Raw genomic sequence first — 12,653 nt, 5'->3', positions numbered from 1 at the left:
AAGGCCGGTACAGTCAGCCCACCTCTTGCAGGCCGACACACAACTCAAGGAACCGCGCCGCTGCCCGCGACGGTGTCGCTGCATGTGGCATCAGTATGGAGAACCGCCTGACCAAGGGCTCTGGCACAACCTGCAACCGCTGCAACGCCCCATCCTCATGCCGGATCGACATCGCCGACACAAAACCGATGCCCATCCCGGCCCGCACCGCCTCCTTCACCCCTTCCACCCCGGCAATCTCCAGCGCCACGCGCATTGCCACACCACTGCGGGCAAATGCCCGCTCGACGATCTGCCGCACACCCGAACCGCTCTCGCGCAGCACCAACGGGTAGGCCCCCAGCGACGTCAAGGTCTGCTGGTCACTGCCAGCCAGCGGATGCTCACGCGGCACGATGGCCACGATCTCGTCTTGCCGCCACGGTGTCACCGCCGTACCCAATGGCAATTCCTGCCCGGGCGGCCCTTCGATCAGGGCGATATCGACGCTGTCCAGCGCAGCGACGATTTCCGCCGTATTGCCGTTGGAGGTGCTCACCAGCACCTCCGGGTAGCGGGCATGGAAATCGGCAATCAGGTAGGGCAGCAGGTAGCTGGCTGGCGTGGTACTGGCGCCGATGCGCAAGGTACCGCGCTCCAGCCCGTGCATGGCCTCGCGCAATGCCTGGGCCTGACGGAAGGTTTCGCGCAGGCGCTCGGCATGGGCCAACAATTGCTCGCCGGCTGTTGTCAGCCGCACACCACGGCCGGCGCGCTGATAGAGGGGCTCGCCAAAAGCTTCCTGCAGCAGCTTGAGCTGGCCAGACACCGCCGGCTGCGACAGATGCAGGGCCTGGGCTGCATGGCTGATGTTACCGTGCTCGGCGACGGTGGCGAACGTTATCAGTTGTTCTGGGGTCATGAGTAAAAAATATCAGCTAAACGGATATTTGCCATCCTGAATTACGATTTTTTATAAGCTTATAACCAGATTAACGTAGGCAATGTCGAATTACCTTTCCGGAGGACTCACATGGCCACGGTTCCGTCCAACCCTGCCTTCGCGCCTACCCTATCTACCCGAGGGCGGCTCAATGGCATCCTGTTCGTCGCGCTGTTCGCGCTTGCGGTCACCCAGCTGGCCGCCCTGCCCGCCATCGCCAACCTGGGCATCAGCCCGCTGATCGTCGGCATAGTCGCCGGTGCGCTTTATGGCAATGCACTGCGTGACGGTGTACCGGCAAGCTGGGCGGCGGGTATCAACTTTTCCGCCCGCGGCCTGCTGCGCATTGCCGTGGCCTTCTTCGGCCTGCGGGTAAGCCTGCAGGAAATTGCCGAAGTCGGCTGGTCCGGGCTGATCGTGTCGCTACTGGTGGTGTCCAGCACCCTGCTGATCGGCCTGTGGTGCGGCATGAAGCTGTTCAAGCTGGACCGCGATACCGCCTTGCTGACCGCAGCCGGCAGCGCCATCTGCGGCGCCGCCGCGGTACTGGCCTTCGAATCGGCCCTGCGCAGTGCCCCGCACAAAAGTGCCATGGCGGTCGGCAGCGTAGTGCTGTTCGGCACCCTCTCGATGTTGCTTTACCCATTGGCGATCAATGCCGGCTGGCTGCACCTGGACAGCATGAGCGCCGGGCTGTTCCTGGGTGGCACCCTTCACGAAGTAGCCCAGGTGGTCGGTGCGGCCAGCAACGTCAGCCCAGAGGCCACGCATGTTGCCACCATCGTCAAGATGACCCGGGTGATGCTGCTGGTACCGGTGCTGCTGGTGGTCGGGCTTTGGATCAGCCGCGCGCGCCATCCGGGCCAGGCACAGGGCAACGGGCGCATCGCCATGCCCTGGTTCGCCTTCGGCTTCCTCGCGCTGGTGCTGGTGAATTCGCTGCAGGTGCTGCCGGGCAGCGTGACGCAGGCGGTCAACAGCCTGGATACCTTTGCCCTGACCATGGCGATGACGGCGCTGGGCATGGAGACGCGCTTCAGCCAGATTCGTCAGGCCGGGCCACGGGCATTGGCCACCGGGGCGATTCTCAACCTTTGGCTGGTGGGGGGTGGGCTGGCTATTACCCTGGGTGTGCAGAAGCTGTTGGGCTGACTTGAGAGCAGGTTGGCTTCTTCGCGGGCTTGCCCGCTCCCACAGGGACCGCGCAGCTCTCGAGGTTTGCGCCGTACCTGTGGGAGCGGGCAAGCCCGCGAAGAAGCCATTCTGGTCTCAAGCTTTTTCCACGCCCCCCTCGTTGCCGTCCACTTTTCTCGGTATGGTGTTGTCAAAGAAGGATGTTTTACCCGCACAGGAAAGACTTAGATGCCTCAACGCAATGTCATCAATGCATCCGTCAGCCCCAAAGGCAGCCTGGAGACGCTGTCACAACGTGAAGTGCAGCAACTGAGTGAAGTCGGTACCGGCAGCCTTTACACCCTGTTCCGCCAGTGCGCCCTGGCCATCCTCAACACCGGCGCCCATGTCGACAATGCCAAGACCATCCTCGAGGCCTATCAGGACTTCGAGGTGCGTATTCATCAACAGGACCGCGGCGTGCGCCTGGAGCTGCTGAATGCCCCGGCCGACGCCTTCGTCGATGGCGAAATGATCGCCAGTACCCGTGAAATGCTGTTCAGCGCCCTGCGCGACATCGTCTACACCGAAAGCGAGCTGGCCAGCCAGCGCATCGACCTGGAAAGCTCCCAGGGCATCACCGACTATGTTTTCCACCTGTTGCGCAACGCCCGCACCCTGCGCCCGGGCGTGGAGCCGAAGATGGTGGTGTGCTGGGGTGGCCACTCGATCAGCAGCGAGGAATATCAGTACACCAAGAAGGTCGGCCACGAACTGGGCCTGCGCAAGCTGGATGTGTGCACCGGCTGCGGCCCGGGGGTGATGAAGGGCCCGATGAAGGGTGCCACCATTGCCCACGCCAAGCAGCGCATGCACGGCAGCCGCTACCTGGGCCTGACCGAGCCAGGCATCATCGCCGCCGAAGCGCCCAACCCGATCGTCAACGAACTGGTGATCCTGCCGGACATCGAGAAGCGCCTGGAAGCCTTCGTCCGTGTCGGCCATGGCATCATCATCTTCCCCGGCGGTGCCGGCACGGCCGAGGAGTTCCTCTACCTGCTGGGTATCCTCATGCACCCGGACAACCAGGAACTGCCGTTCCCGGTGGTACTCACCGGCCCGCGCAGCGCCGAGCCGTACCTGCAACAGCTGCACGCCTTCGTCGGCGCCACCCTGGGTGAGGCGGCGCATCGCTTGTACGAGATCATCATTGATGACCCGGCAGAAGTTGCCCGGCACATGGTCGAAGGGCTCAAGGCAGTGAAGCAGTTCCGCCGCGAGCGCAACGATGCCTTCCACTTCAACTGGCTGCTGAAGATCGAGGAGAGCTTCCAGCGCCCGTTCGACCCGACCCACCAGGCCATGGCTGACCTCGACCTGCGCCGCGAGTTGCCGGCCCATGAGCTGGCCGCGAACCTGCGCCGGGCGTTTTCCGGCATTGTCGCCGGCAACGTGAAGGACAAGGGCATCCGCCTGATCGAGGAACACGGGCCGTATCAGATCCGTGGCGACAGCGCCGTACTGGACCCACTGGGCCGGCTGTTGCAGGCATTCGTCGACCAGCACCGGATGAAGCTGCCTGGCGGCGCGGCGTATGTACCGTGCTACCAGGTGGTGACCTGATTCGCCCTGTCTGAACTGTAAGTTTGCCGTCATGCCCCTGTGGGTTGCTCATCGATAGCCTGAGTGCCGAGATGACTTGCTGTTGCTTCGCTTTTGCTTCTAAGCGCGCGGTAGTTCAGGCGCCGCAGATTGCGACTTCAGGAGGCCGAGCGAAGGGCTTGCGGAGGGAGGTGACGGGCATGGATGCCCGTCAAGCGCTGAGGCCCCATGGATGGGGCCTGCAGCGCGTACTCCCGGGAGCAAGACCGTAGCGCAGGGGCCGGATGATAGGAGCCAGCGTTTTTTGGTTACTTTTTGTCGCGTTTGACAAAAAGTGACTCGCCGTAAGGGCGAAAAGGTGAGTATGCGTCGCCATCGTAAATGGACTATGCGCGATCTCAAGACCAGTACTTTTCCGCTTTTCGCTTTTCGCTTTTCGCTTTTCGCTTTTCGCTTTTCGCTCTCAAGCGTGGGCATCAACAACAAGGTCAACATTCATTTTCAAAGGTGGCGCTTAATCACCTTTCCGCCCTTACGGCGGGTCCCTTTTTGTCGTGGCAAAAAGGAACCAAAAACCGTCGGCTCCCATCATCCGGCCCCTACGCTGCGCTCCGGGGTCCCCTCGCTACGGGCCTGCTCCCGGGAGTACGCGCTGCAGGCCCCATCCATGGGGCCTCAGCGCTTGACGGGCATCCATGCCCGTCACCTCCCTCCGCAGTCCCTTCGCTCGGCCTCCTGAAGTCGCAATCTGCGGCGCCTGAACTACCGCGCGCTTAGAAGCAAAAGCAAAAGCAAAAGCAAAAGCAAAAGCAAAAGCAAAAGCAAAAGCAAAAGTGCAGGCTACTGGCTCAAGCCGGCCATCGGCCGTTCGACGAAGCGGATACTGTCCCGCCCTCCGCGCTTGGACTGGTACAACGCCACATCCCCCTGCTCGATCAACGCCGCCAGGCTCGCCGGCGGCTGGTCGAACAGGTTGGCGCCGATGCTCAAGGTGACCGGCTGCGGCGTAGGCACCGTCTTGCCGGCAAACTGCTGGAACTGTTCGCGCAACAACTCACCCAGCTCCATCACCCGCTCGCTGCTCGCAGCACTCAGCAGAATGACGAACTCATCACCGCCCAGCCGCGCCGCCAGCGAGCGCTCGGGCAGCACCGCGCGGATCATTTCGCTCAGGGCAATCAGTAAGCGGTCCCCGGCAACATGCCCGTGCAGATCGTTGACCAGCTTGAAGTTGTCGATGTCGATCAGCAGCAAAGCCCCGGGCTGTGCCGAACTCACCTCACTGAAGAACGGCCCCGCCCGCCCCTCCAGCGCGCGCCGGTTGTACAACGCAGTCAACGGATCACGGGCTGCCAACCGGGCAATTCGCGCTTCGCGCCGGTAGCGCACGGTGCCGGTCATCGACAAGGCAATCAGCATGATCGCCATCGCACCTTCGACCAGGGACACCTGAATGATCAGCCCGCCGAAAGTGGCCAGGTCAATCAGCGTACCCGGCATGACCGCAATGACCGCCTTGGCCATATAGAACAGTCCATGTACCAGCAACACATAGCGCAACTGCACCGCACCAACACTCAACGACTTGCCATGCGGCCGCAACAGCCAGCTGGCCTTCAGCGTCAACAGCGCCACCAGCAACGAGTTGACCATCAGCATCACCTTCGACCACTGTGGTCCCACAGGCAACAGCAGCAAGGCGAACCACACCAGCACGACCGATAACCAGATATGCGACAGCCGCACCTGGGTGAAGCGCAATACCCCCATCAGAAAGAACCCGTGCGCCACCACAAGTAAACCGTTGGCCAACCAGATACCAGCCAGCAACAAGCCAATGCCACGCAGCAATGCCAGGGTAGAACCAAGCGTGATGGTGGCAAAGCCTGCGCTCCAGAACAGCAGCGACGGCTCGCGGACGCTGCGCCATTCGATCGCCAGGTACAACGCAGCCGCGGCCGCCAGGGCGATCGATATAATCAGCATCGTGGGTGGATCAAGCGCCATAAACGGATTGGTCTGTATGGTTAACGAGGAAAAGGCCCGATTGTACGCGCTTGCGATGACTTTCAAGAGGGCGTGGCACGGCCGTCTGAACTCACCCGCTTAGGGGGACGTACCCCGATCTTCAGCCTCAACCGTGGCCATCAGACGCATCAAGACCTGGTTTTCTACCGGCCTGCTCAGCAGGTAGCCCTGCACCTCATGGCACTGGTCGTCGCTGAGCAAGGCCAACTGCTCCGAGGTCTCTACCCCTTCAGCGGTGACCGTCATGCCCATCGCATTGCCCAGGTTGATGATAGCCTGTACCACGCTGCGATCACTGCTGCTCGTGCCCAGCGACTGGACGAAACGCTTGTCGATCTTGATGCTGTCGAACGGGTAGGTGCGCAAGTAGCCCAGCGAAGAATAGCCGGTACCGAAGTCATCCATGTTAAGCCGCACCCCCAGTTCCTTGAGCGCATTCATGGTCTGCAAGGCGCCTTCGACGTCGTTGAGCATGACGTTCTCGGTGATTTCCAGCTCCAGGCGATGGGCAGGCAGGCCGGTTTGTCGAAGTGCTTCGGCCACATCACGGACTACATCGCTGCGGCTGAACTGCGCCGGGGACATGTTGACCGAGACCATGATATCGAGCGGCCAGCCACGGGCCAGTTGGCAGGCCTCATGAAGCACCCAGTTGCCCAGCAGCACTATCAGGTCGGACTCCTCGGCCAGCGCGATGAAGCGGTCTGGCCGTAGCAGGCCGAGCCGTGGATGCTGCCAGCGCACGAGTGCCTCGGCGGAGGCCACCGTCACCCCATCGACCTTGTAACGCGGCTGGAAGTGCAAGCGCAATTCGCCGCGCGCGATGCCTTCGCGCAGCTCACGCTCGAGTTCGCGTTTTTCCAGCAATGCCGAGTTCAGCTGTGCCGAGAAGTAGCGCCAGGTATGCTTGCCGGCCTGCTTCGCACTGTACAAGGCGACATCGGCATAACGGATCAGGTCACCGGGTAGCCCGGCATACTCGGCGGACAATACCACCCCGAGGCTGACCCCGACCTGGACCTTGTGTTGCTCGAAGGTGATCGGGCGCTTCAGGGCTTCGATGACCCGCGCGCAAAAGCGGTCCACCTCGTCATGCTTGCCTGGCCGCGCCAGCACGATGACGAACTCGTCTCCGCCCAGCCTCGCCACCAGGTCGGTGTCCCGCGTCACTTGCCCGAGCCGGTGGGCGACTTCGATCAGTACGGCGTCCCCGGCCGGGTGGCCGAGGCTGTCATTGATAGGTTTGAAATTGTCCAGGTCAAGCATCAGCAACGCCAGTTCCCCTTGCCTGGCCTCTTCAAGGAAGCGGAACAGCTTGTTGCGGTTGGGCAGGCCGGTGAGCGCATCGTGCAGCGATAGATGCTGGATCTGCGCGTGGGCGGCCACTTCGTCGGTGATATCGGTGCAGGTACCCCGAAACCCCTGGCAGGTCTTGTGTTCGATGATGGCCTTGGCGGCGACCCGGCATTCTCGCCGTTGCTCATGTCGATCATGGTATTGGCAGCGCAAGGTGCCGGTAGCCTCGCTGCTGGCAAGGCCCTGCAGCCAGGTATCGACCTGACTGGTATCACAGGCAAACAGCTCGCTGACAGGTCGTTGCAACCAGCGCTCCGGGGCATGCCCGGTAAGCTCGGCAAAACGCGGTGACAGGTAGGTCAGGTGCTGCTGCGCGTCGGTTTCCCAGATCCAGTCAGACGACGCCTCGGCCACGGCCTTGAAGCGCGCTTCACTGGCCTCGAGCGCCAGCTTGGAAACGGCGAGCTCGCGGTGGCTGCGGTCGATACCGGAACTGGCACGCATCGCATAGCGGGCGAACAGGGCCATGATCAAAGCGATGATCAGCAACGCCAGGGCCAGGGGAAACAAGACGGTGTGAAGCAGTTCGGTTCCTGGCTGCTCGATATGCCAGGTCAGCGCGTAGCCACTCTCCTCCAGCGGCAGACGCCCGTGGTCTGCAGGCACCCGGGACGCCGCCGCTACAGTAAAGCCCGACAGCCCGGCAGTGCGTTGCAACTGCCCGAGCACCGCAGGGCTGAGTACCCGCACGAACACCAGCACCGCACCGGATGCCGGCACCGGCTGCCCGGTCGATGGCGGGCGAATGACGGCCGAGGTGTAAAGCGCCGGCTGGCCGTCGAACAGCAGGTAACCGGACGCAGCCTGTTCCTGCTGCACCGCCCGCCGCGCCCGCTGCAGTACCTGGGCGCTGCTGGTGCTGTGACGGTCAAAGCCTTGTTCGCTGAGGCGGCCCTGGAGCATGGCGTAGTGGGTGCCGTTATCGTCAAGTACGAAAACCCCTTCATAGCCATCGGCGCTATACAGGGTAGCGCCGAGGTTATCCTCGTCATAGGCCCACTGCCGGTCCACTGTCCCTGCCAAGTGGTCATACGCAGCTTGCCAGACGGCATAGGCCACCAGGTAGTTGCGGTCGGTCTTCTGCAACTGGCTCAGCGCCGACTCGGCGTGAAAGCGACTCTGTGCCCGCTCACGCTCGTCCAGCGCCCCGGCAATGCGGTACAAGGAAACCAGGCCCAGTAGCAATATCACCAACAGCAGGCTGGAAAACACCAGCGTCAACTGCCGAACCACCTGACTGCGCGACGAATTACTGCCGAAGCTTGCATCCATTCAATGGGCGCCTTTTGCCATGTCTACAGGATAGACTGGTGGTGGTTGGGGTTGATCGGTCCAACCGACGACTGGCTGTGGTGAGCCGGGGCTTCAGCTTCACGACCTACCAGCCCCATCAAGGTTGTGCGTGCCGGCCCGTTCAGAGCACCCGCTTGATCAGCGGCTCCAACCGGCTGTAGCGCAGCCGCCGAAGGAACTTGCGCACTTCCTTGGGGTGCTCGGCCTTGACCCCCAGCGCCTCTGCCGAGCCGATCTTCGGCGCATGTCGGCGCAGCTCGGCCAACTCTGCCTCCCTTGGCGCCAGCCATTGCCCTTGCGGGTCATCGATCAGCAGGCCGTTCTCCAGGTCCAGGTTGAAGCCGCGCGGGTTAAGGTTGTTACCGGTCAGCAACGAATAGCGCTGGTCGATCCACACGCCCTTGGCATGAAAGGTGTGCCCGGGGTCGTTCCAGATTCGCACCTCCAGCTGGCCAGTGGCAATCGCGGCGTGGCGACGTCTGGCGAAGGTGCGCAGGTTGTCTTCGTACAGGTAGGGCAGCGCGCCGCTGGCACTGAACGGCTCGCCAGGGGCGATATAGAAGTCGTTGGCCGTGCGGTCACCAACGATCAGTTCCACCCGCACACCACGCGCCAGGGCATGATCGAGCTCGCGCATCAGCACCCGTGGCGGGTTGAAATACGGCGTGCTGATGATGACCTGCGTGCGTGCCGCCGCGAGCAAGGTGCACAACGCCCGGTTCAGCGGGTTGCCCCGGCCCACACCCAATAGCGGAATCACCCGCAGGCCATGCGCCGCCGCGCTGACCGGAGCCTGATAGGCCATGCGCCGCAGCCGCGCGCGCAAGCGCCGTATGTCGCCGCGCAGGCTGCGGGTTGAGGGTGGCGCCGGCAGGTCAAGGCGCGGGGTGGCGGTGTGGTGCAGCAGGCGGCGCACCAGCTCGACCATGGCGTCGGCCAGCGCCGGCGACTGGAACAGGTGGTAGCGGTCCAGGCGGTAGCGGTCGAAACGGTGCAGGTACACGTTGTTCAGGCTGGCACCGGTGTAGATCACGCAGTCGTCGATGATACTGCCCTTCAGGTGCAGCACGCCGAACAGCTCGCGGGTCTGCACCGGTACGCCATGGATGACGATGTCCAGCCCATGGTGCTGGCGCTGGGCCTGGTACCAGGCGGCATTACCCGGCTGGCGCCCGGCGCCCAGCAGACCGCGCCGGGCACGGAACCAGTCGACCACGATGGTGATTTCCAGCCCCGGCCGCGCGGCCTTGGCCTGGTACAAGGCATCCAGCACTTCCTGGCCGGCCTCGTCTTCCTGCAAGTACAACGCGACGATGACGATGCGCCGGGTGGCGGCGCGAATGCGCTCGAGCAGGCAGGCGCGATAGGCCCTGGCATCGGGCAGCACCTGGATCGCCTCGGCCGGCATGGCGAAGCCTGGCAATGCCGCCAGCATGGATTCGGGGTTCACAAACGATCACCTTCTGTGTGCAATCACTGTCGTGCATCAGCTTGCACAGGAAGATCGAAATGGTCCAGTCCCGATGCGCCTGGGGCCGGTCTCCCCGCAGAAGTTGTACAACTTGTTGCTGCTGCGAACTTTTTCCCGTTTACCGGTCTATGTGGGAGGCCCAGAAAGGTAGCGGTACGCGAGACAAGGCTCGCCGACCACCTGCTGGCCAGATGGCTCAATTGTTATCAGAGGTTGGCTTCGCTCATGAAAATACATGTCGCAAGGTTGATGCTGCTCGGCCTGTTCTCGTTCGCGGCGATGGGCACGGCGTCGGCAACACAAACGAAGGCGCCCGTGATGGCACCCCCGGCGGTTCAAGCACCGTTGCAGCCTGCCGGCAACCCCTGGTCCAGAGTGGCCAGCGTGGCCAATGCACAGCCGGCCACGCTGCTGGCCCACGATGACGACCGCTGGCATGACCACCGCCGCGACTGGCGCCGCGAACAGTGGCGCCGTGAGCAAGCCCGCCGTGACTGGGAACGTCGGCGAGACTGGGAACGCCGCCGCGACTGGGAGCGCCGCCATGATCGGGCCATGCACGACCGCTACTATCACGACTATCGTTACTACCGCCGTTGATCGTAAGCAGCTGACGCATCCCCTGTAGGAGCGGCCTGTGTCGCGATCGGGCCGCAAGGCGGCCCCGGCGATATCTGCTTCAACGCTGAAATCGTGGGCCGCTCTGCGGCCCGATCGCGACACAGGCCGCTCCTACAATGTCCGCGCCAGTCAGTCAGGTTGGGGTATCCCCCGCCGCCTCGGCCTCCATCTTCAACCGGTCGGCCTTGCAAATGTACTTGGGCTTGCGCGGTGCCAGTTTGGCGCTGGCCTTCTTGGCATGCGCCTGCAATAGCTGCTTGATCTTCTTGCGACGGTTCATTCTCACTCGGCCTGTCAGTCTGGTTTGGCTGAACCCATCATACCTTGCCTGGGCCAACGTCTCGTTGACGTTATTTTCACACCCGGCAGATTAGCGTCACGCCCTTTCCGGTCACGGGCACATCCGCTGGCCGCCGAGCGACTACGAGGCAAACGTGTCACACACTCCATCCCCCTCTTCGCCCAAGCGCGTGGACTGGGCCGGCCTGGGCTGGCTTTTGCTGTTTTTCTGGTACTTCTCAGGCGTGACCCAGGCGTTGCTGCTGTTCAGCGGCACCACCGGGTTCGCCGGTTTCCGCGATGCTTTGTTCCTCAGCAGCCTGTGGCTGGCCCCGGTACTGCTGCTGCCACGCTTCACCCGCGCCACGGCCGCGATCATAGGCCTGGTGCTGTGGGCTGCTTCACTGGTGGGCCTGAGCTACTTCGGCATCTATCGCCAGGAGTTCTCGCAAAGCGTCATCTTCGTCATGTTCGAGTCCAACACCGCCGAGGCCGGCGAGTACTTCAGCCAGTACTTCAGCGTCTGGCTGGGCCTGGCGTTGCTGCTGTACTCCCTGGTGGCAGTACTGCTTTGGAGGCGCGTACGCCCGGTCAGCCTGCCGCTGCGCAGCCGCCTGCCGGTGGTATTGCTGTTGCTGCTGGCCAACCTGGTGTACCCGTTCTACAAGCAGATGGTCACCCAGCAGCGCAGCTTCGCCGACGCAGCGGAAAAGGTGCAGCAGCGCATGGAACCCGCCGTGCCCTGGCAGCTGCTGGTCGGCTACCGCCAGTACCGCCAGCAACTGGACAACATGCAAGAGCTGCTGGCCCAGAACGCCGCGCTGCCGCCCCTGCAAAACCTGCATGACAGCAGTGGCGCAGCGCCACGCACGCTGGTGCTGGTGCTGGGCGAATCCACAACCCGCGAGCACATGCACCTGTACGGCTACAACCGCGACACCACGCCCAACCTCGACGCACTGGCCGCCAGCGACAAGCGCCTGACCGTGTTCCGCAACGTGGTATCGCCACGCCCGTACACCATCGAAGTGATGCAGCAGATCCTCACCTTCGGCGACGAACAGAACCCGGACCGCTTCCTGACCGACCCGTCGCTGATCAACCTGATGAAACAGGCTGGCTATAAAACCTTCTGGATCACCAACCAGCAGACCATGACCAAACGCAACACCATGCTGACCACCTTCTCGCAGCAGACGGACGCGCCGGTGTACCTCAACAACCAGCGCAACCAGAATGCCAGCCAGTACGACGACGTGGTGCTGGCGCCGTTCGAGAAGGCCCTGCAGGACCCGGCGCCGAACAAATTCATCATCGTGCACCTGCTGGGTACGCACATGGATTATCGCTACCGCTACCCGAACGACTACGCGCACTTCGACGACCGCCAGGGGGTGCCCGGCAAGCTGACAGACGACCAGGTACAAACCTACAACTTCTACGACAACGCGGTGCGCTACAACGACTACGTGGTGTCGAGCCTGATCAAGCGTTATTCGGCCAGTACTGCCAATGGTTTCCTGCTGTACCTGTCCGACCATGGTGAAGATGTGTACAGCTCAGGCAACCACGACCGCCTGGGGCGTAACGAAGGCGCGCCGACCCGGCCGATGTACACCATTCCGTTCCTGCTGTGGACTTCGCCCAGCTGGCAGGCCGAACACCCACGCGACTTGCAGGCAATGACCGAGCGCCCCTACAGCAGCTCGCACCTGATCCATACCTTTTCCGACCTGGCCGGGCTGAGCTATGACCGTTACGAACCGGCCAAGAGCCTGGTGAGCCCGCAATTCGTGGTGGCCCCGCGCTGGATTGGCGACCCGTACCGCAAGGATGGCTTGCGCGAGTTCGACCATCTGCCGCTGGACAAGGCCGAGCGGGTGCGGGAGACGGTCAGTAGCGGGAAGAACCTGAACTGAGTGTTGTGCGGTCGGGATTGCCGGGGGCGCTTTGCGCCCCTTTCGCGAC

At 62.9% G+C, this 12,653-nt stretch carries 9 protein-coding genes; 4 read left to right on the top strand and 5 right to left on the bottom strand.

Features of this window, described 5'->3' with window-relative positions; genetic code table 11:
• Positions 1-13: 13 nt before the first annotated feature.
• A complete protein-coding gene (locus tag CAF70_RS05940; RefSeq protein WP_085623619.1) occupies positions 14-901 on the bottom strand; it encodes a LysR family transcriptional regulator in 888 nt (295 codons plus the stop codon).
• Positions 902-1,012: 111 nt separating this feature from the next.
• Between CAF70_RS05940 and CAF70_RS05935 the strand changes: the two genes are divergently transcribed.
• Together CAF70_RS05935 and ppnN are read left to right on the top strand one after the other, a co-directional pair.
• Complete coding sequence (locus CAF70_RS05935) at positions 1,013-2,074, top strand: YeiH family protein (RefSeq protein ID WP_085623621.1); 1,062 nt, start codon at positions 1,013-1,015, stop codon at positions 2,072-2,074.
• A gap of 210 nt (positions 2,075-2,284) precedes the next feature.
• Complete coding sequence (gene ppnN, locus CAF70_RS05930; protein WP_085623623.1) at positions 2,285-3,658, top strand: nucleotide 5'-monophosphate nucleosidase PpnN; 1,374 nt, start codon at positions 2,285-2,287, stop codon at positions 3,656-3,658.
• Positions 3,659-4,477: 819 nt separating this feature from the next.
• Here ppnN and CAF70_RS05915 read toward each other — a convergent pair.
• From CAF70_RS05915 to pssA, 3 genes are all read right to left on the bottom strand, one after another.
• Positions 4,478-5,623: a GGDEF domain-containing protein gene (locus CAF70_RS05915; RefSeq protein ID WP_085623627.1), complete on the bottom strand. Its 1,146-nt coding sequence runs from the start codon at positions 5,621-5,623 to the stop codon at positions 4,478-4,480.
• Positions 5,624-5,743: 120 nt separating this feature from the next.
• Complete coding sequence (locus tag CAF70_RS05910) at positions 5,744-8,293, bottom strand: EAL domain-containing protein (protein WP_085623629.1); 2,550 nt, start codon at positions 8,291-8,293, stop codon at positions 5,744-5,746.
• A 142-nt stretch (positions 8,294-8,435) separates the two neighbouring features.
• The gene (pssA, locus tag CAF70_RS05905) at positions 8,436-9,764 is read right to left on the bottom strand and encodes a CDP-diacylglycerol--serine O-phosphatidyltransferase (RefSeq protein ID WP_085623631.1); all 1,329 of its coding nucleotides are present in this window, start codon (positions 9,762-9,764) and stop codon (positions 8,436-8,438) included.
• Positions 9,765-10,034: 270 nt separating this feature from the next.
• On the opposite strand from pssA, the gene CAF70_RS05900 reads away from it, so the two are divergent.
• Positions 10,035-10,385: a hypothetical protein gene (locus CAF70_RS05900; RefSeq protein ID WP_085623633.1), complete on the top strand. Its 351-nt coding sequence runs from the start codon at positions 10,035-10,037 to the stop codon at positions 10,383-10,385.
• A gap of 154 nt (positions 10,386-10,539) precedes the next feature.
• Here CAF70_RS05900 and CAF70_RS05895 read toward each other — a convergent pair whose 3' ends face one another.
• Positions 10,540-10,686 carry a DUF2986 domain-containing protein gene (locus tag CAF70_RS05895; protein ID WP_023662626.1) on the bottom strand — a complete coding sequence of 49 codons (147 nt, stop codon included), beginning with the start codon at positions 10,684-10,686 and terminating at the stop codon, positions 10,540-10,542.
• 154 nt (positions 10,687-10,840) lie between these two features.
• Between CAF70_RS05895 and CAF70_RS05890 the strand changes: the two genes are divergently transcribed.
• Positions 10,841-12,604, top strand: coding sequence for a phosphoethanolamine transferase CptA (locus CAF70_RS05890; RefSeq protein WP_085623635.1), 1,764 nt, complete (start codon positions 10,841-10,843; stop codon positions 12,602-12,604).
• Positions 12,605-12,653 lie beyond the last annotated feature (49 nt).

Origin of the sequence: Pseudomonas sp. B19(2017), from assembly GCF_002113165.1 — a bacterium.
Lineage (GTDB): Bacteria > Pseudomonadota > Gammaproteobacteria > Pseudomonadales > Pseudomonadaceae > Aquipseudomonas.
The sequence above is the reverse complement of the archived record's forward strand: the minus strand, read 5'-3'. Positions and strand labels throughout refer to the sequence as shown.